Here is a 21,921-nt window from a genome sequence, read left to right on the forward strand (position 1 = left end):
GGCGAAACACCCTTACGAATGCAGGGTCAAAGGCTTTCCGCGCCGAGGTAGGATTCGATCACCCGCGGGTCGGCGGTGACGTCGGCCGGAGTTCCCTCGGCGATCTTCTCGCCGTGGTCGAGCACAACGACATGGTCGGACAGCGCCATCACCGCCCGCATCACGTGCTCGATCATCAGGATGGTCAGTCCCTCGCGGCGGTTGAGGTCGCGCAGCACCTCGACCATGCGGTCGACCTCGGTGGGCCGCAGGCCGGCCAGCACCTCGTCCAGCAGCAGCAGCGTCGGCCTGGTCGCCAGCGCCCGGGCCACCTCCAGCCGCTTGCGGTCGGGCAGGGTCAGGCTGCGCGCCGGGCGGAAGGACTGCTCGGCGAGACCCAGGCGCTCCAGCACGCCGCGGGCGATGCGCCGCGCGGTGTCGACCGAACGCTCGCGGGCCAGCGCGCCGACCACCACGTTCTCCTCCACCGTCAGGTCGCCGAACGGCTTGACGATCTGGAAGGTGCGGCCGATGCCGGCGGCGCAGACCTGGTGCGGCTTCAGGCCGGTGATCGGCCGGCCGTCCAGGCGGACGCTGCCCTCGTTGGGCGGGAAGACGCCGGCGATCAGGTTGAAGGTGGTGGTCTTGCCCGCCCCGTTCGGCCCGATCAGCGCGACGATGCCCCCCTTCGGCACCGCGAAGCCGACGTTCGACACCGCACGCAGGCCGCGGAAGCGCTTCGACAGGCCCTCGACCTCCAGCAGCGCGGTCATTGCGGCCCTCGCACCAGCTTGAGGCGGCGCGACAGCCACGGCCACACGCCCTCCGGCCGGAAGACGATGATCGCCACCAGCGCGGCGCCGTAGAACAGCTGCTTCAGGCCCGGCAGGTCGATGCCCAGCGCGCCGATGGCGCCGGTCAGCGCCTCACCCATCGGCGTCAGGATGAAGGCGCCGAGGATCGGACCGAACAGCGTGCCGATGCCGCCGACGATGGCCGGCAGGATGATCTCGATGGAGCGGCCCATGGAGAACACCTGCTCCGGAAACAGGTTGTTGAAGTAGAAGGCCTGGAACACGCCGCCCAGCGCGGTCAGCGCGGCGGACACCACCACCGCCTTGATGCGGGCGCGGAACAGATCCACACCCACCGCCTCGGCGGCCTCGGCGTCCTCGCGGATCGCCAGCCACTGGTAGCCGAGGCGCGAGTGCAGCAGCACCTTGGCCAGCGCAAACGCCAGCAGCACCAGCGCCAAAATGACGTAGTAGAACAGCACCGGCGCGCCGCGCAGGTTCAGCGGGTCGCTGCCGCCCACCGGCAGGAACAGCCCGCCCGATCCGCCCAGCCAGCCGATGTGGTCAAAGCCGATGCGCGCCACCTCGGCGAAGGCGATGGTCAGCAGCGCGAAGTGCACGCCGCGCACGCCGAAGCGGAAGCCCAGGAAGCCGATGAACGCCCCCGCCGCCGCTGCCAGCGCCACGCCGACGAACAACCCTAGCCACGGCCCTATCCCGAAATGCACGAACAGCGCCGCGCTGGCGTACGCCCCCAGGCCGACATACAGCGCGTGCCCGAGCGACAGCAGGCCGGAGAAGCCCATCATCACGTTCCACGCCTGGCCGACGTAGGCGAACCACAGGACCGTGGTCAGCACCGACAGCACGTAGCTGTCCGCCACCAGCGGCGCCGCCAGCAGCGCCGCCAGCAGCACCCCGGCGAGCGCCATCGCCCGCGCCGTCATCACGAGCGCCTCCCCAGCAGGCCCTGCGGCCGCAGCAGCAGCACGACGATCAGCACGACGTAGCTGAACAGCGCCTTCAGCGACGGCATCAGCAGGAAGCCGGCCAGCGCCTCCGACACCCCGATCAGCACGCCGCCCAGCAGCGCGCCGGGCAGGCTGCCCAGGCCGCCGACGATGACGATGATGAAGGACAGGAGCGTGTATTCCGGCGCCAGCTGCGGTCGCGCCTCGACCACCAGGGTCAGCAGCGCCCCGGCGATGCCGACCACCGCGGCGCCGATGCCGAAGGTCAGCGCGTACAGGCCGTCGATGTTCAAGCCGACGACGCGGGCGCCCAGCGGGTTGTCGGCGCAGGCGCGGATCGCCTTGCCGGTGCGGCTGAAGCGGAAGAAGGCGAACAGCACCGCCGCCACAGCGATGGCGCCGAGGCCCGCGTAGGTGCGGGTGGCGTCCTGGTGGAACGGCCCGATCTCGAAGACGTCGAAGACGTACGGCACCATGACGCCGCGCGAGTCCGGCCCGAACACCATCAGCAGCAGGTTCAGCACGATGGTGGCGATGCCCAGCAGCAGGATGAACTGCATGTGCTCCGGCCGCTCGACGAACTTGTTGACCAGCCCGCGCTGCAGCGCCCAGCCGAAGACGAACAGCACCGCCGCGACCAGCGGCGCCGAAAGGATGGGATCGAGCCCCAGGGCGCCGAACAGCAGCACGGCGCCGTACATGCCGGCGACCATCATCTCGCCGTGCGCGAAGTTGACGACGCGCACCACGCCGAAGATGACCGACAGCCCCAGCGCCGCCAGCCCGTACACCAGGCCGGTGAGCAGCCCCGAGGCCACGATGTTGAGGAGGAGGGCGAGAGTCATGGACCGCCGGACCGTGAATTCCGGTCTGCGGTTACCAGTCCTTCGAGGGGCAGGCAAGCGCCATCTTCACCGGCGCAGGCTCGGGGCGCGGCTCGACACCGGCGTACTCGAACCAGGGGTGCCGCGGCTTCGCCATCGGCGCGTCGTCTTCCGCCTCGACGCCCGCGTCGAGCCAGGGGTCGTCCTCGAACATGATGGCTGGCCTGTGGTTCCGGTAGGATCTCAGGAACCAACGCGGCCAAGTGCGAACTTATTCCACGGCTGACTTGCCCCCACCCCTGACCCCTCCCCCGCTTCGCAGGGGAGGGGAAAAAGCTCCTCCCCTGCGAAGCGGGGGGAGGTTGGGAGGGGGGCAAGAGTCACGGCGCTCATGCGACGCCGCATACTACGTCCGCTTCGCCCAGCCCGGCATCGGGAACACCGGGTCCATCTCGGCGGACTCCTTGGGCAGCACCACCGTCGGCCGCTGGTTGCGGTTCTGCACGCAGGCCGAGGCGAGGTTGACGTTCTGCCCCTTGGCGTCGAAGGTGATCGCCGGGCCGACCATCATCTTGTCCTTCAGGTTGGTCTGGCGCAGCGCCTGCAGCATCGGCTCCGACGCGGCCGAGCCGGCGCGCTTGAAGGCGTCGGCGGCGACCAGGATGGCCTCCAGCGTGAAGGCGACGTTGAAGGCGTAGCCCTCGAAGCGGTCGTTCGGGTACTGCTTCTTGAAGGCGGCGGCGACACGCTGCGTCAGCTCGGCCTTCGGGTCGTACCAGGGCAGGTTGGTGATGGCGAAGTCCACGTACTTGCCCAGCGCCTTGTAGGTCTGCTCGTCATACAGGCCCGGCGAGCCGGGGGAGACGATGCCCATCGGCTCCCAGCGCTGCTTGACCATCTCCTTGACCATCATGATGGCGTCGGCGGCGCGGGTGGTGACGATGGCGAGGTCGGCGCCGGTCGCCTTGGCCTTGGTCACCTCGATGGACAGGTCCTGCGCCTTCGGGTCGTAGGCGATCGAATCGACGATCTGGAACGGCATGTCCAGCTTGGGGAACAGGGCGTCCAGCGCCTTCTTGTTGGCCATGCCGAAGGTGTCATTGGCGTGCAGGAACACCGCGCTCTTCGGCGTCGCCCCGGTCGCCTTGAACAGGTCCTTCATCAGCGCCAGACCGTTGGTGACCAGCATGGTCGAGGTCGGGAAGTTACGGAACACCGTCTTGTAGCCCTGCTCGGTCAGGCCGTCGGCGGCGGCGATGTTCATCACCAGGGGAATGCCGCGCTGCTCGCAGACCTGGGCGGCGGCGGCGGTCTGGCCGCTGTCGAAGGCGCCGACGATGACGTTGGCGCCGTCGTTGATCAGCTTCTCGGTGCGCGAGCGCGCCACGTCCGGGCTCGATTCGGTGTCGGCCGACAGGATCTCCACCTTGTAGCCGAGGTCGCCCAGCACCGCCGGCGCGATGTCGGCGCCGCGCTGGCAGGCCTGCCCCGCCTGCGCCAGATGGCCGGAGCGCGGCAGCAGCACACCGATCTTCAGCGCCGCGCCCTGCGCGAACACCGGCGCCTTGCCGAAGGCGGTGAGCGCACCGGCGGCGACGGCGGCCTGTCCGAGCTGGCGGCGGGTGAGGCCGATGCGGGGGAATCGGGTGGTCATGAGCGCGTCTCCCTGGGGGGCTTTTCTTCGAGGGCCCAAGGATTTCCCGATCCGGCCGGCGTGTCAAAGCCTTATCACCGCGCCGCCAGCGGCCACACCACGGCGATGGCCGCGGTGCCCAGCACGACGATCAGCAGCGACAGCGGCGCCCCCAGCCGCGAGTAGTCGCGGAAGCGGTAGCCGCCCGGCCCCATCACCAGCGTGTTGCACTGGTGCCCGATGGGGGTGAGGAAGTCGCAGCCCGCCCCCACCGCCACCGCCATCAGGAACGGGTCGGGGCGCAGCCCCAGGTGCCCGGCCAGGCTGGCGGCGATGGGGGCCATCACCAGCACGGTGGCGGCGTTGTTGAGGAACGGCGTGATCGCCATCGCCGCCACCAGCATCATGCCCAGCGCCCCCACCGGCGGCAGCCCCTGCGCCGCGTCGGACAGCCACCCCGCGATCAGGTCGGTGCCGCCGGTCGTGCGCAGCGCCTCGCTGACCGGGATCAGCGAGCCCAGCAGCACCAGGATCGGCCACTCGATGGCGTCGTAGGCCTCCTTCAGGCTCAGCACGCGGAACAGCGCCATGGCCACCGCCGCGCCGAAGAAGGCCGGCGCCACCGGCGCCGTGCCGGTCGCCACCAGCCCCACCGTCACCGTCAGGATCAGCACGGCCAAGCGCTGCTTCTGCGGCCGGCCCAGCGCCAGGTCGCGCTCGGCCAGCGGCAGGCAGCCCAGCGTGCCCAGCGTCTCCGGCACCTCCACCGCCCGCATCTGCAGGGCGACGAGGTCGCCGAACCGGAAGCGGATCCGGCGCAGCCGCTGGCGGATCGGCCGGCCGCGCCGACTCAGCGCCAGCAGGTTGACACCGTAGCGCTCGCGCAAGCAGACGTCCTCGACGGTCTGGCCGATCAGCATGGAGCGCTGGGAGACCACCGCCTCGACCAGCCGCAGTTCGTCGGCACTCTCCACGCCCTCCAGCTCGCGCTCGGCCACCAGCTCCAGCCCGGCGGTCCGCACGATGCGGGCGAGCGCCTGGGTGTCGCACTCCAGCACCAGGATGTCGTCGGCGTACAGCTCCCAATGGCCGGAGGGGACGTAGCGGCGATGGCCCTCGCGGATGATGGCGGCGACGGTCACGTCGCCCTCGCCGGCCTCCTCCAGGTCGGCCACGGTGCGGCCGACGAAGGCGGATCCGGGCGGCAGCCGCACCTCGGCGGTGAAGTCGTCGATGGAGAAGGCCGCCTGCGACGCCGCCCCGCCCTTGTGCCCCGGCAGCAGCCGCCAGCCGAAGGCGAGGAACGCCAGCCCGGCCAGCGAGACGGTCAGGCCGACCGGCGTGAAGTCGAACATGCCGAACGGCTCGCCCAGGATCTCCGCGCGCATGCGCGAGACGATGATGTTCGGCGAGGTGCCGACCAGCGTCATCAGCCCGCCCAGCAGCGAGCCGAACGCCATCGGCATCAGCAGCCACGACAGCGGCGTGCCGGTGCGCTGCGCCATCTGCACCGCGATGGGCAGGAAGATCGCCAGCGCGCCGATGTTCTTGACGATGGCCGACAGCAGGGTCACCGCCCCGGTCAGGATCACCACCTGGGCCACGGTGGTCCGCATGTGCCGGGCGAGCGGCCGCATCGCCGCCTCCACCACGCCGGAGCGGCTGATGCCGGCGCTGACCACCAGCGCCGAGCCGACGATGACGACGATGTCGTCGGCAAAGCCGGTGAACGCCTCCTTGGCCGGCACGATGCCGGCGACCATGGCGGTCAGCAGCGCCAGCAGCCCGACGAGGTCGTAGCGCACCTTGTCCCAGATCAGCAGCACGATGACCGCGCCGATGATCGCGAAGGCGAGGAGCATGGGGGTGTTCATGGACGCGCGGCCTACCGTCCGCTGCCCTGCGACTGCTTGTCTTTCCCACCCGAATTGCCGGCGCCGACGCCGGACTTGCCGGACGGCGTCTTGGCGTCCTGGACCAGCTTCCCGCAATGCGGCTGCTCGCCGGTGCCGGTATCCACCAGCGCCAGCACGCTGGCCAGCGGCGTCAGCAGCACGCCCAGCGCCACCGCCGCCGCTCCGCGCGCCGCGCTCTCTGTGGGATCGACGCCGATGTCCGGATCGCCCAGCGTGCCGCGCACATGGACCGGCACATGGGTGGCGAAGACCTGCGGCTTCTTGGACCGGCCGACGATGCGCAGGTCCAGCGCCTCGGTCTTCAGGTTGATGCCGCCGCCGCCGGTGACCAGCGTCTCCGGTGTGTCGAGCACCAGGGCGTTGGCGGTGGCCAGCCCGTTCTTCAGGTCCATGTCGACGACGAAGCAGTTGAACGGCAGCGGCTGGCTGCCCGACAGCGCCACGCCCAGCGTCTCCAGGATGTTGGTCTTCAGCCCCTTGACCGCGAGGCTGGAGATCCGTCCGCCGTCCACCGCCAGCCCCAGCTTGCCGTCGGCGCCGGCCAGGATGTCGGCCGGGCTCGGCCCTCTGCCGGCCAGTTCGATGCGGCCGGTCAGCGTGCCGCCCATGTCCCTGGCGAACTGCGTCTGGCGGAACAGCTCCGCCAGCTTGACCCGGCGGACCTCCAGGTTGGTCTTCAGCGCCGGCGTCTTGCGGTCGCGGCCGTCGAGCATCGCGATGCCCGCCACCTGCCCGCCGCCGATGCCAAGCTTCAGCGGCTCCATCGTCAGCCGGCCGTTGTCGAGCGCGATCCTGGCGTCCAGGTCCTCCAGCGCGGCGAACGGCGCCTCGACCCGGCCGCCGCGGAAATGCACGTCCATGTCGGCGGCGCGCAGCATCTCCAGACTGATCTCGGTGGCCGGCAGGATGCGGCCGGGCCCCTTGGTCGGGTAGTCCTCCCGCCCCCTCGGCGAGCCGCCGACGAAGCCGGCGAGATCGAGCGCCGCCAGCCGCTTCGAGGTCAGGTCGCCGGTGATGCGCGGCCGCTCGCCACCGAGATCGATTGCCACCTTGCCGTTCAGGTCGCTCTCCCCGACCTTCCCCTGCAGGCCGGAGAAGGTCCACACCTCGCCCTGGTGCCCCAGGTGGCCGGACAGGCTGTAGGGCCGCGTCTTCGGCACCGGCACGCCGAAGATCGGGAAGATCTCGGCCAGATCGTCGCCGCGCAGCTCGATGGAGAGGTCCTCGCCCTCCAGCTTGATCGGGTCCTTGACCGAGCCCTCGACCTTCCCCCGGGTCTTGCCGACCGCCGCCTCGATCAGCACCGGATAGGGCCGGCTGTCGTCGCGCAGGAAGCGCAGGCCGCCGCCCTTCACCAGCATGGTGAACCCCTTGCCGGCGAAGTCGCCCTTGCCGTCGAGCCTCACTTCCTGCTCGCCGTTGCCGCCGACGGCGGTGGCGATGGTGGTGTTGACGTCGATCCGCCGGCCGGGGTCGCGGTAGCGCACGCGGCCGCCGTCGATCTCCATGGCCTCGATGATCGGGATCTCGTGGCGGCTGTCGGGTTTCACCGTCTCCTTGGCCGCGGCCTTGCGCGGATCGGGGGCGAAGGTCCAGTTGTTCTCGCCTTGCCGGTTCTTCTCCATGTCGAGCTTGGGCTCGGTCAGCAGCAGCTTCGGCACCTCGATGTCGCCGCGCAGCAGCGGCCACGGCCGCACCTCGGCGTCGAGCACCTTCAGCTCGGCGAAGGTCTTTTCCGCCGCCCACTCGACGTTGGCGACGCGCAGCCCCTCGATATGGATCCGGATGGGGTCGCCGATCTTGACCGAGAAAGTGCCGTCGATGGCCACCTCGCGCCCCAGCGCCTTGGTCGCCTGCCGGGCGACGAAGCCGCGCGCGTCGTTCCAGTCGAACACCGCCAGCGCGATCCCCGCCCCCGCCGCGACCAGGGCCACAAGCCCCAGCAAGCCGATGCCGATCCACTTCACCACGGCCATCGCCGCACCCTCGCTCGCCGCTTCCCTTGGAGAGTCAACGGCAAGGGCGGCGGGGCGTGTCAGACTACCCCCAAAGGACGTAGAGTGACCGGCGGCGGTGACGCTGTTGCGGTGGCGAGGAGGTGCGCTCCATGGCGAAGGGGTACGTCGGCTGGACTCTGGCGATGGCGGACCGCGCGGCACTGCTGGCGCGCTTTCCGCCCGCCTATGCCACCGTGATGGCCGAGCACGTCACGCACACCTTCCCCGCCGGCCCGGACGTCCCGTTGCCGGTGGCGACGGAGGGGCGCGTGGTCGGCGTCGCCGACGACGGCAAGGGCGTGCAGACGCTGGTGGTGGAGATCGGCGGCGGCACGGCGCGGCCGGACGGCTCGACCTTCCACGTCACATGGTCGCTCGGCCCCGGCCGCACGGCGCGGGAGTCCAACGACGTGATATCAGCGCGGGGCTGGACGCCGGTGGACCCGGCGCCGCTGCGGCTGGAGCCGCGCTACTTCCCACCGCAGCGTCAGTAGCGTCGCCCGTTCGACCGCTCCCAGACCTGCTTGCTCTCCGGGTGCGGGTTCTCCAGGAACGGCACGTACTTGCGGTCCTCGCCCAGGATGTGGCTGACCAGCCAGTCGTTGAGCAGCGTGCGCAGCTTCTCCGCCTCCGGCACGCGGCCGTGCTCGACGTCGGACTTCAGCGCGAAGACCACGTCGTACATGCGGTCGTGCAGGTCCTTGTGCGCGCGCCAGTCCGGGTAGCCGGCGGCGCGCATCTGCTGCTCCTCCTCGCTGAAGTGGACCAGCACGAACTCCTCCAGCGTCGCCAGGACGTCCCGGATCTCGTCGTCCCTGCCGGATTGGCCGATCAGCGGGCCCAGCCGGTTCAGGCAGTCGATGATCATCCTGTGGTGACCGTCCAGCGTGTCCGATCCGACGGACATGCCCGCGGTCCATTCAACGACCTGCATTGTTCCCTCACGCATCCATCAGCGCCCGGACGTGCGACGCCACGCACGCCGCCAGCGCGCGCGTGTCATAGCCGCCTTCCAGAACCGACACCAGCCGCCGCTGGCAGCATTCCGCCGCGACATCGAGAAGCTGGCGCGTCACCCAGTCGAAATCCGCCACCTGCAGGCGCAGGTGCGCCATCGGGTCGGCGGCGTGGCCGTCGAACCCGGCCGAGACGATCACCAGCTCCGGCCGGAAGTCGCGCAGCTTCGGCAGGATGAGGTCGGCGTACGCCCAGCGGAAATCGTCCGACCCGGTCCCGGCCGGCAGCGGCACGTTGACCACCACGCAGCCGCCCTCCGGCCCGGTCTCGGCCATGGTGCCGGTGTAGGGGTAGGCGTCCTGCTGGTGGGTCGAGGCGTAGAAGGTCCCCGGCTCGGTCCACAGCACCTCCTGCGTGCCGTTGCCGTGGTGGACGTCGAAGTCGACCACCGCCACACGCTCCAGCCCGTGCACCCGGCGCGCGTACAGCGCGCCGATGGCGGCGTTGGAGAACAGGCAGAAGCCCTCCACCGTCTCCCGCCCGGCGTGGTGCCCCGGCGGCCGCACGGCGCAGAAGGCGTTGCGGCTACGCCCGCCCAGCACCTCGTCGATGGCGGCGACGACGGCGCCCGCCGAGCGCAGCGCCGCCTCGCCCGAGCCCGGCGAGGCCACCGTGTCGGAATCGAACTCGTGCCAGCCCTCGGCCGGGATCGCGCCCAGGACGCGGGCGACGTGCGCCGCGCTGTGGCCGAGGCGGAGCTGATCCTCGGTGGCGCGCGGCGCCTCGTCGCGCGACAGGTAGAAGAAGTCCTCGTGCTCCAGGATGCGGGTGATCGCCGTCAGGCGGTCGGCGCACTCCGGATGCAGGTCGCCGGTGTCGTGCTCGAGGCAGGCCGGATGGCTCAACAGCAGTGTGGTCATGTCCCCCCGGACGCGGTCGGTATTTTCCGTAACCACACCACGGACAACCCCTGCGCGTCATCCACCATTTGGAGATGCGCGTGCGGCGGGAGGTCGCGGCCGGGTCACTCCGCCGGGCCGAGGCCGGTCCCCGCCTCGGCGGCGCGGCCGCGCTTCAGGGTCTGCTCGCGGTGGAAGACGAACAGGCCGCTGGCGATGATCAGCGTGGCGCCGAGCGCCACCCGCAGGCTGGGCGCCGTGCTCCACACCACGAGGTCGAGGACCACCGCCCAGACGATGGAGACGTACTGGAACGGCACCACCACGGCGGCCGGGCTGAGCTGCAGCGAGCGGTTCATCGCCGCATGCCCGCCCAGCGCCACCACGCCGAGCGCCCCCAGCAGCACGAAGTCCAGCAAGCCCGGCGGCGTCCACACCGCGGGCAGGGTCGCGGCGCCGACGAGGCCGGTGCCGAAGGTCTGGAAGCTGACCAGCGTCAGGTTGCCGTCGTCGCGCAGCAGGCGGGTGGTGATCATGCCCAGCGAGAAGATCGTCGCCCCGGCCAGCGCCGCCAGCGACGGCACCGGGTCGAACGCGCCGGTCGGGTTCAGCACCAGCACCACGCCGGCGAAGCCGACCAGCACCGCCGCCCAGCGCCGCCAGCCGACCCTCTCGCCGAGCAGCGGCACGGAGAGTGCCGTCACGATGAGCGGCGCCGCCATGTAGATGGTCATCACGTCGGCCAGCGGCAGCGAGCGCACCGACCAGTAGAACAGCGCCACCTCGCCCGTCACGCAGGCGACGCGGACGAGGTGCAGCGGCAGGCGCCGCACCGCGAAGACGGCTTTCAGGCCGGCCCGTGCGATCATCGGGGCGAGCAGGACGGCGCCGAACAGGCTGCGGATCGCCAGCAGCATGCCGACCGCGTAGTCCGCCACCAGCCACTTGCCGAGCGCGTCGTTGACGGTGAACAGCGACATGCCCAGCAGCATCATCAGGATGCCGGAGCGGGTGTCGACGGCGGAGGCGGTGGTGGCGGTCATGGGTACAGCACTGATTTCCAACAAAAACCGTCATCCCCGCGAAGGCGGGGATCCATAATTTCCAAAGCGGCATGCCGTGGCAGTTATGGATCCCCGCCTTCGCGGGGATGACGGACAGGGGTAAGATGTGGGGGAGGATCGGCTAAATCACGCCCTTATCCCGCAACGCTGCGATGTCCCCGGCGCCGAGCCCGAGCTGCCCGCCCAGCACCTCCTCGGTATCAGCGCCCAGCATCGGCGGCGCGCGGTCGTGCGCCAGCGGGGTGGCGGAGTAGCGGATGGGGTTCGCCACGGTGGGCACGCTGCCCAGCACCGGGTGCGGCAGGTCCTGGCGCAGGCCGCGCGCCTGCACCTGCGGGTCCTCGAACACCGCCTGGAGGTCGTTGATCGGCCCGCACGGCACGCCCAGCGGCTCCAGCGCGTCGAGCCATTCCCGCGTGGTGCGGGTCGGCATCACGTCGGTCAGGATCGCCACCATGTCGGCGCGGTGGGCGACGCGCGACGCGTTGTCGGCGAAGCGCGGGTCCTGCGCCAGCTCCGGCCGGCCGGCGGCGGTGCAGAACTTGGCGAACTGGCCGTTGTTGCCGATGGCGATGATGATGTGGCCATCGCGCGTCGGGAACGCCTGGTAGGGCACGATGTTCGGGTGCGCGTTGCCGAGGCGCTGCGGCGCCTTGCCCGACACCAGATAGTTCATTCCCTGGTTCGCCAGGATCGCCACCTGCACGTCGAGCAGCGCCATGTCGACCATCTGCCCCTCGCCCGTGCGGTCGCGGTGCGCCAGGGCGCCCATGATGCCGATGGTGGCGTAGAGGCCGGTGAAGACGTCGGTCACCGCGACGCCGACCTTGACCGGGCCGCCGCCCGGCTCGCCGTCGGGCAGGCCGGTGATGCTCATCAGCCCGCCGAGGCCCTGGATCATGAAGTCGTAGCCGGCGCGCGGCGCGTACGGCCCGGTCTGCCCGAAGCCGGTGACCGAGCAGTAGACCAGCCGCGGGTTGACCGCCTTCAGGCTGTCGTAGTCCAGCCCGTACTTCTTCAGCCCGCCAACCTTGAAGTTCTCGATCACCACGTCGGCTTCGGCGGCGAGACGGCGGACCAGCGCCTGCCCCTCCGGCCGTTCGAAGTCGATGGTGACCGAGCGCTTGCCGCGGTTGGTGGAGAGGAAGTAGGCGGCCTGCCTATCCTCCCCCTCCCCCGCCCAGGGCGGGCCCCAGGTGCGGGTGTCGTCGCCGGTGCCGGGCCGCTCCACCTTGACCACGTCGGCGCCGAGGTCGGCCAGCGTCTGCGCCGCCCAGGGGCCGGCCAGCACGCGGGAAAGTTCGAGCACCTTGATGTGGGAGAGAGGCCCGGCCATGACGCGTCAGCCCGTGAACGCCTGGATGCCGGTGATCGCCCGGCCCAGGATCAGCGCGTGCACGTCGTGCGTGCCCTCGTAGGTGTTGACCGCCTCCAGGTTCATGGAGTGGCGGATGATGTGGAACTCGTCGGAAATGCCGTTGCCGCCGTGCATGTCGCGGGCAATCCGCGCGATGTCCAGCGCCTTGCCGCAGTTGTTGCGCTTGATCAGCGAGATCATCTCCGGCGCCGCCTTGCCTTCGTCCATCAGCCGGCCGACGCGCAGCGCCGCCTGCAGGCCGAGCGCGATCTCCGTCTCCATGTTGGCGAGCTTGAACTGCGGCAGCTGGTTGGCGGCGAGCGGCCGGCCGAACTGCTTGCGGTCCAGCGTGTACTGGCGCGCCTGCTGGAAGCAGAACTCCGCCGCCCCCATGGCGCCCCAGGCGATGCCGTAGCGTGCCCGGTTCAGGCAGCCGAACGGGCCGCTGAGGCCCTTGGCGTTGGGCAGCAGGGCGGTCTCCGGCACGTGCACCTCGTCCATGACGATCTCGCCGGTGATCGAGGCGCGCAGGGAGAACTTGCCCTCGATCTTCGGGGCCGACAGGCCCTTCATGCCCTTCTCCAGAACGAAGCCGCGGATGTCGCCGGCGTCGTCCTTCGCCCACACGACGAACACGTCGGCGATGGGGGAGTTGGTGATCCACATCTTCGAGCCGGTCAGCACGTAGCCGTCCGCCACCTTGCGAGCGCGGGTCTTCATGCCGGCGGGGTCGGAGCCGGCGTCCGGCTCGGTCAGGCCGAAGCAGCCGATCCACTCGCCGGTGGCGAGCTTCGGCAGGTACTTCATGCGCTGCTCTTCCGAGCCGTAGGCGTGGATCGGGTGCATGACCAGCGAGGACTGCACGCTCATCATCGAGCGGTAGCCGCTGTCGACGCGCTCCACCTCGCGGGCGATCAGGCCGTAGCAGACGTAGTTGACGTTCGAGCAGCCGTACTTCTCCGGCAGCGTGGCGCCGAGAAAGCCCAGCTCGCCCATCTCGGTGAAGATCGCCGGGTCGGTCTTCTCGTGCCGGTTGGCCTCCAGCACGCGCGGCATCAGCTTGTCCTGGCAGTAGGCGCGGGCGCTGTCGCGCACCATGCGCTCGTCCTCGGTGAGCTGGTCATCCAGCAGGAACGGGTCTTCCCAGTTGAACACCGGACGCGTCTCAGCCTTCGCCACCGTTTCCTCCATCGTCAGGGCATTGACCGGACTGTGCGGAACGGGGCTTCATAGGTCCAATACATTTATGCGGCGGTTTTGATATGCTGGGCATATAAATGTATCTCTGTCCCTCCCCCTGCTCCGCAGGGGGAGGTTAGGAGGGGGCAGCGGCCTCTCGGGAGGGCAAATGGAACACTGTGGAACACCATGGAACAGTGTGCGGAGGCTGTTCAGTTCGTTCTTCGTGGCCAACCCTTGATAGGATTACTATCCTATAACAACAGGCGGTCTCCGGCAAGGCTTTCCGCCAGCCGGTGAGGCCGCTGCCCCCACCCAACCCTCCCCCAGTGGAGCTGGGGGAGGGCTTAGGAGGCCACCCATGGATCTGCGCCATCTTCGCCATTTCGTCGCCGTCGCCGAGGAGCTGCATTTCAGCCGCGCCGCCGCGCGCCTGGGGATAGGCCAGCCGCCGCTCAGCCAGTCGATCCAGGCGCTGGAGGCGGAGCTGGGCACCAGGCTGTTCGAGCGCACCAAGCGCCACGTCGAACTCACCGAGCCGGGACAGCTGCTGCTCAAGGAGGCCCGCGAGATCCTGGCGCGCACCGAGCGCGCGGTCGTCCTGACCCGCCGCGCCGCAAAGGGCGAGGTCGGCGAGCTGCGGGTGGGCTTCACCGCCGCATCGCCGTTCCTGCCGGTGGTGCCGCGCATCATCGACGCCTACCGCCGCGCCAGTCCCGACGTGCACCTGACGCTGACCGAGCTGCCCTCGCTGCGCCAACTCGCCGCGCTGGCCGACGGTCGCATCGACGTCGGCTTCGTGCGCGAGCCGCGCACGCCGACCGGCGACGCCTTCACCTTCCACACCGTGCTGCGCGAGCCGCTGATCGCCGTGCTGCGCGACGACCACCGGCTGGCCGAGCGCGACCCGGTGCCGCTGGCCGAGCTGGCCGGCGAGCCGTTCGTCTTCTACCCCGCCGACTACGGGACCAGCACGCTGGAGCAGGTGATGGCGCTGTGCGCCACCGCCGGATTCAAGCCCGACGTGGCGCAGGAGGCGCGCGAGGCCTTCACCATCATCGGCCTGATCGCCGCCGGGCTGGGGGTGTCGATCCTGCCGGCGCAGCTGCGGCAGGTGGCGGTGGAGGGCGTGGTGTACCGCAGCCTCGACACGCCGGACGCCTACACCACGCTGCTGCTGGCGCACCGGCGGGGGGAACGCTCGCCGCTGGTGCGGGCGTTCGCCGACCTCGCCGAACGGCTCGTGTGAGGTCAGCCGAGCGCGTCGCGCAGCTTCAGCAGCTCCCCTTGCAGGCGCTCCATCTCCGCAAGGTCGAGGCCGGTCGCGCAGCCGATGGCCCTCGGAACCGACTCCGCCTTCGCGCGCAGCTCCCGCCCCGCGTCGGTCAGGCGGATGCGCACCCGGCGCTCGTCCTCCGGGTCGCGTTCGCGCGTCAGCAGACCGGCGGCCTCCAGGCGCTTGAGCAGCGGCGTCAGCGTCGCGGAATCGAGCAGCAGCCGGGCGCCGATGTCGCCGACGGTCAGCCCGTCCTCCTCCCACAGCACCAGCATGACGACGTACTGCGGGTAGGTCAGGCCGAGGGCGTCGAGCAGCGGCTTGTACCGGCGCGCAAAGGCGTGCGCCGTCGAATACACCGCGAAGCAGAGCTGGCGGTCGAGGGAGAGCAGGCTCCCGGATGATTTGGGCGACGGTTTGGGCATGGAACGGTCCTGGCACGGCCGGGGGGCCAACCCGTCAAGTGTAGCGACGTGCCGCCGTCTGCACAGGCCCCGCCGGCGCGGAGCAGCTATGCACACTATTAAATCGCGCACGATCAAATCGTGCTGTAGGTTCCTGTCATCGACACCGCGCCGCGACGACGGCGCCAACGGAGGGAAAGACGACCATGGCCATTCTCTACACGACCCAGGCGACGGCGTCCGGCGGCCGCGACGGCCGCGCGGCGAGCGCGGACGGCAAGCTCGACGTGACGCTCAACACGCCGAAGGAACTGGGCGGCGCCGGCGGCGAGGGCACCAACCCGGAGCAGCTGTTCGCCGCCGGCTATTCGGCCTGCTTCCTCGGCGCGCTGAAGTTCGTCGCCGCCAAGGAGAAGGCGAAGATCCCCGCCGACGCGGCGGTGACCGCCGCGGTCGGCATCGGCCCGCGCGACGACGGCACCGGCTTCGGCCTGAAGGTCGCGCTGACGATCTCCCTGCCGGGCGTCGAGCGCGCCGAGGCCGAGGCGCTGGCGCAGAAGGCGCACGTCGTGTGCCCGTACTCGCACGCCACCCGCGGCAACATCGAGGTCGACGTGGCGGTGGCCTGAGGCCTCGGTCGAAGTGTTCCAAGCCCCTCCCCCGCAAGGGGAGAGGGGCTTTATGGTTCCGGCGCGCCGAACAGGTCGGGCTGGGCGTCCGTGCGCGGATCGACCAGTTCGGCGCAGCCGATGCCGATCAGGCGGTACTCCCGCCCCTCGCCTTCGCGGTCCAGCAGCTCGCACCCCGCCCGCCACAGCGCCTCGGCCGAACACGTCGGCGCGATCCGCTGCGAGCGGGTCAGCGTCTGGAAGTCCGCCGTCTTCAGCTTCAGCACCACGTTGCGGCCGAGCAGGCCGGCCTTCTCCAGCCGGCGCGCCACCTTCTCGGCGATCGGGCGCAGCTCGTGCTTGAGGATCTTCAGGTCGCCGATGTCCCAGTCGAAGGTCTCCTCGGCGGAGATGCTCTTGGAGGGCGTCTCCGGCTCGACCCGGCGGGTGTCCTCGCCCTGCGCGAAGCGGTAGAGGCGCCGGCCCATGGCGCCGTAGCGCCGCGCCAGCCAGATCTCCTCGCGCTGGGCGAGGTCGCCGACGCTGCGGATGCCGTCGGCCCACAGCTTCTGCCGCAGCGCCGGCCCAACGCCCCAGAGGATCGACACCGACTTGGGCGCCAGGAAATCCACCGCCTCCGCCCGGCCGATCACCGAGAACCCCCTGGGCTTGTCGAGGTCCGAGGCGATCTTCGCCAGCAGCTTGCAGTAGCTGAGTCCGATGGACGCGGTGATGCCGAGGTCGCGCTCGAAGCGGTGCACCAGCTCCACCAGCGCCTGCGCCGGGCTGATGCTCAGCCGTTCCTCGACGCCGGTGAGGTCGAGGAACGCCTCGTCGATGGAGATCGGCTCGACCAGCGGGGTGAACGCCTCCATCAGCGCGCGGGCCCGATGGCCGACCTGCCGGTACTTCGCCATGTCCGGCGGCAGGATCACCGCGTCCGGGCAGCGGTCCAGCGCCTCGCGGATCGGCATGGCGGAGCGCACGCCGGCCATCCGCGCCACGTAGCAGCAGGCGGCGACCACGCCGCGGTGCTCGCCGCCGACGATCACCGGCTTGTCGGCCAGCTCCGGCCGGTCGCGCTTCTCCACGGTGGCGTAGAAGGCGTCGCAGTCGATGTGCCCGATGGGGAGCGCGTGCAGCTCCGGGTGCGCGAAGACGCGGCGGCCGTCGCACTTCGGGCAGCGCTCCACCCGCCGCGGTAGGGCGGCGGCGCAGTCTCTACAAACCGCGAGGCAGACGGCGGTCGGCTCCGGCATGGCTTCGTTACCGGTAGAGGCCCTGGAACAGGTCGCCCAGCGCGCGGCGCAGCAGGACGGTGACGCGGACGCGGTCCCGGTGGACCGTGCGCTCGTGCCCCAGATGGCAGCGGCGGCACAGCGCGATCAGGTTGGCCGGGTCGTTGTTGGCCGGGTCATGGTCGCGGTGGCAGGCGGAGATCACCACGCGCGTCGAGCGGTGGCGGGCGTAGTCCACAACGTCCGGCCAGGCGGCCGGGCGGCCCTGGCCGTCGCGCCAGCTGTGCGCTTCGACGTCGAACCAGCGGCCGTCGGGCAGGCAGCGCACCTCGTGGCCGTGCGGACGGCCGCAGTGCTCGCACCGCCCCTTCGCCCGCACGAAGCGGACGTGGTGGCTGAGCTGCGGCCAGTCGATCGGGAGGTGCCAGCGGCGGCGCGACAGGGTGGGCATGGCGCGGAGTTTAGGCGAATCCACTCCACCGGGAAAGCCCCATGCCATGCTTAGACCACCAGTATTACGGTCTGGGTCCCAGAAGGTCCACCACCCATAGGATGAGGAACGCCAGCCCGATCCCCAGCGCGATCAGCAGCCACACCGTGTCGGACGACAGGCCCTCCATCGGGCGCCCTGCCGTCAGCCGCCCGGGGCGCCGATCCGGGCGGGGCGGCCGGCCGGCTCCTCGGCTTGGTTGGCGGCGGACAGGGTGGCGAGGTGCTCCTCCAGCCGGGCGGCGAAGCGCTCCTGCGCGGCGCGCAGCATCAGGCTGTGGTCGGCGTCCTCCAGCGTCTCCAGCCGCACCCCGGCGACCCCGCGCAGCCGCCGGCCGCCGCGGCCCAAACGGCTCTCCAGCTCGCCCAGGGTGACGTCGCCGGTGCTGTAGAGCAGCAGCGTCGATACCCCGCGCTCGCCCAGGCGGCGGAACCACTGCGCCGCGCCGCCGGACGCCGCGCCGCTGCCGAAGCGGTCGCGCAGCGCGTCGAGCGTGCGGGCCAGCAGCGTGCGGGCGATGCGCTGGACCTTGGGATCGCTGCGCAGCACCGCCCGCCAGACCCGCGGGTCGGCCACCTTCGGCAGGTAGTCGCGGGTGCGCCGGGCGGCGTCCTGGATCACCGCCTCCGACGTGAAGCCCTCGGCGGACAGCAGGAAGCGGCCGGGGTTGACCAGCGCCTGCGCCGCCACCCGCGGGTCGGCCAGCGCCGTGTGCAGCGCCAGCGTCGCCCCGGCGCACAGCCCGACGGCGACGACGCGCGGGTAGCCCTGCCCCTCCAGCCAGTCGAGCGCGGCGCGCGCGTCGTCCGGACCGTCGCCGCGATAGATCAGGTTGTCGCGCCGGCCCGGGCACGGGGCGCTGTCGCCCAGCCCGGCGGCGTCCATGCGCAGCGAGGCGTAGCCGCGCGCCGCCAGCCGCCGCGCCAGCATCACCGACATGCGCCCGGAGCCGACGTGGTGGGTGGCCCCGCTGTTCAGCAGCAGCACCGCCGGCCGTCCCGGGCCGCCGCGCAGCACCGGCTCGCACAGGATGCCGAACAGGCCGGAACCGAAGCGCGCCGGCGTCTCGACCGCGCCGGGCAGCTCCAGCCGGCCCGGCGGCGCCGACACATCGGGGGGCGTCCAGGCGGTGGCGCCCTCCGGCGCATCGGCGCTGAGCCACGCCGCGACGCGGTCGAGGGGGGCCGCCGGCAACAGGGCGCGGTGCACGCTGTTCATCAGCGCGGCGAGTTCGGCGAACGGCTCCTCCTCCACCGCGGCGCCCAGCGCGCGCAGCCGCCCGGCGAGCTTGGCGCCGTCGCGCACGTCGGTGCGGGCCAGCAGCAGGATCCGCGGCGCCGGCATGGCCGGCAGCGCCGCGAGGTCGAGCGCGCGCATCCCGGCGAGCGTGCCGGCGGTCAGGCGGAAGCCGGCGAACTCGACACCACCCACGGGCTGCGGCGCGCCGGCCAGCCGGGCCATGGCCTTCATCTCGTGCGCGTAGGCCTTGCCCGAGGCGCAGGGCGCCATCAGCACCAGCCGCGCCACCCCGCCCCGCTCCGCCGCCGCCATGGCGGCCAGCGTGCCGCCCAGGCGCAGGCCGAGCAGCGCCACCTCCTCCACCCCGGTGGCGGCGCGCAGGAAGCGGATGGCGGCGTGGATGCCGTCGAGCCAGGCGCGCACCCGCTCCGGCTCCTCGTCGCTGCCGGCGGAATCGCCGGTGCCGGGGTAGTCGAAGCGCAGCGCCGGCATCCCGGCGGCGGCGAGGCGGTCGGCCAGCGCGGCCCAGCTGCGGTGGACGCACAGCTCCTCGTTGCCGTGCGGGCTGCACAGCACGACGCCGCGCCGCCCCGCCGCGGGGTGCAGCCAGCCGAAGCAGCCCTCGAACGTCACCGGCGTCATGCCACCCCCTTGAAGCGCACCGGACCGCGGCCGTTCAGCGCGTGCACCTCGCCGTCCGGCACGGCCGCGCGGTCATGACGGGGCAACAGCCGCACGGTGCGTTCGGTGCCCGGCGGCAGGGGAAACCAGCTGTCGGCGGCGCGGAATCCGTCATCCTCGACGTGCACCCCGCGGGCGAGGCGGCGGCTGCGCAGACGCAGCAGCCAGCCGTCGCCGTCGCGCACCGCCTCGGCGGTGAGGTCGAGGTCGGTGCGCTCCGGCGGGCGCGGGAAATGGACGGCCTCGGCGATCGGCGTGCCGTCGGGAGCGCTCAAGGTCGCCACCGTGGCGTCGTGCGCCGGGGGGCCGAAGCGGTAGGCGTAGGCGGCGTCGAAGAACGCGTCCAGCAGCGCCGGCACCGCCAGGGCGAGCGCGCCGCGGGCGGGGATGGTCACCTCCCGCGTGCCGCGCGCCACCGGCACCTCGCCGTCGCGCAGGCACGCGACGGACAGCACGGCCGGCACCGGCTCGGCGGTCTCGTTGAGCAGGTGCGCGGCGAGGCCGTTGACGCCCTCGTCGGTCAGCAGCACCGTGACCGGCCGGAAGGCGCGCTTCAGCGCGTGCCACGCCGCCTTCGGCGTGCCCGACGCGTCCACCACGCCCCACCCCGCCCCCGGCCACAGGTCCTGGAACAGGAACACCAGCCCGCCGGCGGTGGTCGAGCCGGCGCGCCGCCACTCGGCGAACACCGCCTCCATGACGTCGCCGGTCACCGCGCGCGACAGGCGCAGGTGGCGGTCGGGGTCCTCATAGCGCAGCGTCGGGGGATCGACGCCGTAGAGGCGGCGCAGGTAGTGCTCGCGCACGTCCTCGAAGTCCCACGGGGCGCCGATGTCGCGCGGCACCCGCTGCTTCCAGCGCGGGTCGTGGACGGCGGGCACCCCGGCCAGCATCGGCGCGTCCGGCACGTTGGCGAAGGCCAGGCATTCCGACGCGAAGGAAACGTCCGCCCGCCGCGCGTCCTCCAGCGGGCGCATGTAGGCGCCGACGCCGTAATAGTGGGTGACGCCGTCGTTGGCGATGAAGGGCAACGCGCCGCCGCTCGGCGAGTTGGGAAGGTAGGGCACGTCCGGGCGCAGGCGGGCGCTCTCCTCGGGCAGTGCCGCATCGAACAGCGGCTGTGACCACGAGGATCGCGGCAGGCCGAGCATGGCCGCCTGCTGCATCGCCTCGCTGCCGCCGCAGAGCACCGCCAGCGACGGCGACGCCTGGACGCGGTCGAGCAGCTGCGCCGCCTCCTGCCGCGCCGCGCCGAGGAACGCCTCGTCGGCCGGGTAGTCGAAGTTGGCGAACATGAAGTCCTGCCAGACCAGCAGGCCCAGCTCGTCGCACAGCTCGAAGAAGGCCGGGCTCTCGTAGGCCATGGTGCCGCCGACGCGCAGCATGTTCATGCCGGCCTCCGCCATCAGCGCGAGCCAGGGCGCGTAGGCCGCGCGGCTGCCGGGCAGCGAGACGATGTCGGCGGTGCTCCAGCACGCACCGCGGCAGAACACCCGCTCGCCGTTGACGCGCAGCGCGAAACGGCTGCCGGGCTCACGCGCGATGCTGCGGAAGCCGGTGCGGCCGAGGTCGACCACCGCCTCCCCCACCCCGGCCTTGACGGCGTGCAGCGCCGGCTTGCCGTGGGTGTGCGGCCACCAGAGTTCGGGATCCGGGACGGTGACGGTGCCGTGCAGCGTGTGCGGGTCGGTCCAGGCCAGCGGCGCGCGAATGCCCGCCACCTCGACCCACGCCGACGCGCCGGAGGCGCCGCGCCAGTCCACCGACAGGGTCAGCGTCAGCGTGCCGTCGCGGTCGCACACGGTGCTGCGCAGGTCGGCGGCGCGGACGCGCAGCGGGCCGGTCTCCTCGACCAGCTCGACCGGGCGCCAGGGACCCACCGCGTGCACCGGCGGGCACCAGCCGGGCATGTGGCCGAGCAGCGTCGTGCGGATGCCGCGCAGCGCCTGATGCTCGATCATCCGGGGACGCCAGCGCGCCCGGCCCCGCTTGCCGCTCAGCGCCGGGGCCAGGGCGCGGAAGGCGAGGCACAGCTCGTCGTTCCCGGTCAACCGGACGGGCACCGCGTGCGCGACGAACATGCTGTCGGAGGCCAGGATCCGCTCGCCGTTCAACCACACCTCGGACAGGGTGGCGAGGCCGTGCAGGACCAGCGTGCGCTCGCCCTCGGCATGCAGGCGGGTGCGGTACCAGACATCGTGGCCGTGCAGCGGCTTCGGGTCGTCGAGGCTCCAGCGCCCGGCGTCGCGCAGCGCCTGCGCCACCGTGCCGGGGACCGGGGCCGGGATCCAGTCGCGCGCATCCTCGAGATCCGCCGGGGTCGCCGCCGCGCCGGGGGCGGTGAGCGTCAGCTCCCACCCGGCGTCGAGGGCGCCCGCGTTGCGGCCGGTGACCGAAAGCACGCGCGCCATGGGC

The 21,921-nt window shown here is 71.7% G+C and carries 20 protein-coding genes; 3 read left to right on the top strand and 17 right to left on the bottom strand.

The genetic code is table 11. The features are described from left to right. Positions 1 to 26 precede the first annotated feature (26 nt). From TSO221_RS21230 to TSO221_RS21255, 7 genes are all read right to left on the bottom strand, one after another. The gene (locus TSO221_RS21230) at positions 27 to 752 is read right to left on the bottom strand and encodes an ABC transporter ATP-binding protein (RefSeq protein ID WP_109120522.1); all 726 of its coding nucleotides are present in this window, start codon (positions 750 to 752) and stop codon (positions 27 to 29) included. Beyond that, the gene (locus TSO221_RS21235) at positions 749 to 1,720 is read right to left on the bottom strand and encodes a branched-chain amino acid ABC transporter permease (RefSeq protein ID WP_109120523.1); all 972 of its coding nucleotides are present in this window, start codon (positions 1,718 to 1,720) and stop codon (positions 749 to 751) included. The genes TSO221_RS21230 and TSO221_RS21235 overlap by 4 nt, the downstream gene beginning before the upstream one ends. Continuing rightward, positions 1,720 to 2,589: a branched-chain amino acid ABC transporter permease gene (locus TSO221_RS21240; RefSeq protein WP_109120524.1), complete on the bottom strand. Its 870-nt coding sequence runs from the start codon at positions 2,587 to 2,589 to the stop codon at positions 1,720 to 1,722. Before TSO221_RS21240 ends, TSO221_RS21235 begins: the two co-directional genes overlap by 1 nt. Positions 2,590 to 2,620: 31 nt before the next feature. After that, positions 2,621 to 2,782, bottom strand: coding sequence for a hypothetical protein (locus tag TSO221_RS35575; RefSeq protein ID WP_158284166.1), 162 nt, complete (start codon positions 2,780 to 2,782; stop codon positions 2,621 to 2,623). A 192-nt stretch (positions 2,783 to 2,974) separates the two neighbouring features. Further along, positions 2,975 to 4,222 carry an ABC transporter substrate-binding protein gene (locus tag TSO221_RS21245; RefSeq protein WP_109120525.1) on the bottom strand — a complete coding sequence of 416 codons (1,248 nt, stop codon included), beginning with the start codon at positions 4,220 to 4,222 and terminating at the stop codon, positions 2,975 to 2,977. 74 nt (positions 4,223 to 4,296) lie between these two features. Then, on the bottom strand, positions 4,297 to 6,075 hold the full coding sequence (locus TSO221_RS21250; RefSeq protein WP_109120526.1) for an SLC13 family permease: 1,779 nt from the start codon (positions 6,073 to 6,075) through the stop codon (positions 4,297 to 4,299). 11 nt (positions 6,076 to 6,086) lie between these two features. Next, positions 6,087 to 8,093, bottom strand: coding sequence for an AsmA family protein (locus TSO221_RS21255; RefSeq protein WP_109120527.1), 2,007 nt, complete (start codon positions 8,091 to 8,093; stop codon positions 6,087 to 6,089). Positions 8,094 to 8,224: 131 nt separating this feature from the next. Between TSO221_RS21255 and TSO221_RS21260 the strand changes: the two genes are divergently transcribed. Then, the gene (locus tag TSO221_RS21260; protein WP_109120528.1) at positions 8,225 to 8,608 is read left to right on the top strand and encodes a hypothetical protein; all 384 of its coding nucleotides are present in this window, start codon (positions 8,225 to 8,227) and stop codon (positions 8,606 to 8,608) included. On the opposite strand, the gene TSO221_RS21265 is transcribed toward TSO221_RS21260, so the two are convergent. The 5 genes from TSO221_RS21265 to TSO221_RS21285 all read right to left on the bottom strand — a co-directional run bounded on the left by TSO221_RS21265 (position 8,602) and on the right by TSO221_RS21285 (position 13,570). Then, entirely contained in the window at positions 8,602 to 9,063 is a 462-nt protein-coding gene (locus TSO221_RS21265; RefSeq protein ID WP_109120529.1) for a bacteriohemerythrin, read from the bottom strand. The two genes, TSO221_RS21260 and TSO221_RS21265, sit on opposite strands and share 7 nt — an antisense overlap. Next, positions 9,056 to 9,991: a histone deacetylase family protein gene (locus TSO221_RS21270; protein ID WP_109120530.1), complete on the bottom strand. Its 936-nt coding sequence runs from the start codon at positions 9,989 to 9,991 to the stop codon at positions 9,056 to 9,058. The genes TSO221_RS21265 and TSO221_RS21270 overlap by 8 nt, the downstream gene beginning before the upstream one ends. Before the next feature lie 104 nt (positions 9,992 to 10,095). Beyond that, positions 10,096 to 11,013 carry a DMT family transporter gene (locus TSO221_RS21275; RefSeq protein WP_109120531.1) on the bottom strand — a complete coding sequence of 306 codons (918 nt, stop codon included), beginning with the start codon at positions 11,011 to 11,013 and terminating at the stop codon, positions 10,096 to 10,098. Positions 11,014 to 11,155: 142 nt separating this feature from the next. Then, positions 11,156 to 12,370: a CaiB/BaiF CoA-transferase family protein gene (locus TSO221_RS21280; protein WP_109120532.1), complete on the bottom strand. Its 1,215-nt coding sequence runs from the start codon at positions 12,368 to 12,370 to the stop codon at positions 11,156 to 11,158. A gap of 6 nt (positions 12,371 to 12,376) precedes the next feature. Next, positions 12,377 to 13,570 (bottom strand): acyl-CoA dehydrogenase, encoded by a 1,194-nt coding sequence (locus TSO221_RS21285; RefSeq protein WP_109120566.1) that lies wholly within the window; start codon positions 13,568 to 13,570, stop codon positions 12,377 to 12,379. Between the two features lie 361 nt (positions 13,571 to 13,931). Here TSO221_RS21285 and TSO221_RS21290 point away from each other — a divergent pair, with 361 nt between their 5' ends. Beyond that, entirely contained in the window at positions 13,932 to 14,819 is an 888-nt protein-coding gene (locus TSO221_RS21290) for a LysR family transcriptional regulator (protein WP_109120533.1), read from the top strand. A 2-nt stretch (positions 14,820 to 14,821) separates the two neighbouring features. On the opposite strand, the gene TSO221_RS21295 is transcribed toward TSO221_RS21290, so the two are convergent. After that, positions 14,822 to 15,271, bottom strand: coding sequence for a MarR family transcriptional regulator (locus TSO221_RS21295; protein WP_109120534.1), 450 nt, complete (start codon positions 15,269 to 15,271; stop codon positions 14,822 to 14,824). Between the two features lie 185 nt (positions 15,272 to 15,456). Between TSO221_RS21295 and TSO221_RS21300 the strand changes: the two genes are divergently transcribed. Continuing rightward, positions 15,457 to 15,879, top strand: a complete 423-nt coding sequence (locus TSO221_RS21300) for an organic hydroperoxide resistance protein (protein ID WP_109120535.1) — start codon at positions 15,457 to 15,459, stop codon at positions 15,877 to 15,879. Positions 15,880 to 15,929: 50 nt separating this feature from the next. Here TSO221_RS21300 and TSO221_RS21305 read toward each other — a convergent pair whose 3' ends face one another. The 4 genes from TSO221_RS21305 to TSO221_RS21320 all read right to left on the bottom strand — a co-directional run bounded on the left by TSO221_RS21305 (position 15,930) and on the right by TSO221_RS21320 (position 21,917). Next, on the bottom strand, positions 15,930 to 17,117 hold the full coding sequence (locus TSO221_RS21305) for a DNA polymerase IV (protein WP_109120536.1): 1,188 nt from the start codon (positions 17,115 to 17,117) through the stop codon (positions 15,930 to 15,932). A 7-nt stretch (positions 17,118 to 17,124) separates the two neighbouring features. Continuing rightward, a complete protein-coding gene (locus tag TSO221_RS36500) occupies positions 17,125 to 17,547 on the bottom strand; it encodes a hypothetical protein (RefSeq protein WP_109120537.1) in 423 nt (140 codons plus the stop codon). A 183-nt stretch (positions 17,548 to 17,730) separates the two neighbouring features. Then, the gene (locus TSO221_RS21315) at positions 17,731 to 19,467 is read right to left on the bottom strand and encodes an alpha/beta fold hydrolase (protein ID WP_109120538.1); all 1,737 of its coding nucleotides are present in this window, start codon (positions 19,465 to 19,467) and stop codon (positions 17,731 to 17,733) included. Further along, on the bottom strand, positions 19,464 to 21,917 hold the full coding sequence (locus TSO221_RS21320) for a glycoside hydrolase family 2 protein (protein WP_109120539.1): 2,454 nt from the start codon (positions 21,915 to 21,917) through the stop codon (positions 19,464 to 19,466). Before TSO221_RS21320 ends, TSO221_RS21315 begins: the two co-directional genes overlap by 4 nt. Positions 21,918 to 21,921 lie beyond the last annotated feature (4 nt).

Source organism: Azospirillum sp. TSO22-1 (assembly GCF_003116015.1).
Lineage (GTDB): Bacteria > Pseudomonadota > Alphaproteobacteria > Azospirillales > Azospirillaceae > Azospirillum.

Excerpts from the sequence above, each read along its gene's own strand:
- TSO221_RS21230 (WP_109120522.1), bottom strand. The coding sequence starts at position 752 with ATGACCGCGCTGCTGGAGGTCGAGGGCCTGTCGAAGCGCTTCCGCGGC.
- TSO221_RS21235 (WP_109120523.1), bottom strand. The coding sequence starts at position 1,720 with ATGACGGCGCGGGCGATGGCGCTCGCCGGGGTGCTGCTGGCGGCGCTG.
- TSO221_RS21240 (WP_109120524.1), bottom strand. The coding sequence starts at position 2,589 with ATGACTCTCGCCCTCCTCCTCAACATCGTGGCCTCGGGGCTGCTCACC.
- TSO221_RS35575 (WP_158284166.1), bottom strand. The coding sequence starts at position 2,782 with ATGTTCGAGGACGACCCCTGGCTCGACGCGGGCGTCGAGGCGGAAGAC.
- TSO221_RS21245 (WP_109120525.1), bottom strand. The coding sequence starts at position 4,222 with ATGACCACCCGATTCCCCCGCATCGGCCTCACCCGCCGCCAGCTCGGA.
- TSO221_RS21250 (WP_109120526.1), bottom strand. The coding sequence starts at position 6,075 with ATGAACACCCCCATGCTCCTCGCCTTCGCGATCATCGGCGCGGTCATC.
- TSO221_RS21255 (WP_109120527.1), bottom strand. The coding sequence starts at position 8,093 with ATGGCCGTGGTGAAGTGGATCGGCATCGGCTTGCTGGGGCTTGTGGCC.
- TSO221_RS21260 (WP_109120528.1), top strand. The coding sequence starts at position 8,225 with ATGGCGAAGGGGTACGTCGGCTGGACTCTGGCGATGGCGGACCGCGCG.
- TSO221_RS21265 (WP_109120529.1), bottom strand. The coding sequence starts at position 9,063 with ATGCGTGAGGGAACAATGCAGGTCGTTGAATGGACCGCGGGCATGTCC.
- TSO221_RS21270 (WP_109120530.1), bottom strand. The coding sequence starts at position 9,991 with ATGACCACACTGCTGTTGAGCCATCCGGCCTGCCTCGAGCACGACACC.
- TSO221_RS21275 (WP_109120531.1), bottom strand. The coding sequence starts at position 11,013 with ATGACCGCCACCACCGCCTCCGCCGTCGACACCCGCTCCGGCATCCTG.
- TSO221_RS21280 (WP_109120532.1), bottom strand. The coding sequence starts at position 12,370 with ATGGCCGGGCCTCTCTCCCACATCAAGGTGCTCGAACTTTCCCGCGTG.
- TSO221_RS21290 (WP_109120533.1), top strand. The coding sequence starts at position 13,932 with ATGGATCTGCGCCATCTTCGCCATTTCGTCGCCGTCGCCGAGGAGCTG.
- TSO221_RS21295 (WP_109120534.1), bottom strand. The coding sequence starts at position 15,271 with ATGCCCAAACCGTCGCCCAAATCATCCGGGAGCCTGCTCTCCCTCGAC.
- TSO221_RS21300 (WP_109120535.1), top strand. The coding sequence starts at position 15,457 with ATGGCCATTCTCTACACGACCCAGGCGACGGCGTCCGGCGGCCGCGAC.
- TSO221_RS21305 (WP_109120536.1), bottom strand. The coding sequence starts at position 17,117 with ATGCCGGAGCCGACCGCCGTCTGCCTCGCGGTTTGTAGAGACTGCGCC.
- TSO221_RS36500 (WP_109120537.1), bottom strand. The coding sequence starts at position 17,547 with ATGCCCACCCTGTCGCGCCGCCGCTGGCACCTCCCGATCGACTGGCCG.
- TSO221_RS21315 (WP_109120538.1), bottom strand. The coding sequence starts at position 19,467 with ATGACGCCGGTGACGTTCGAGGGCTGCTTCGGCTGGCTGCACCCCGCG.
- TSO221_RS21320 (WP_109120539.1), bottom strand. The coding sequence starts at position 21,917 with ATGGCGCGCGTGCTTTCGGTCACCGGCCGCAACGCGGGCGCCCTCGAC.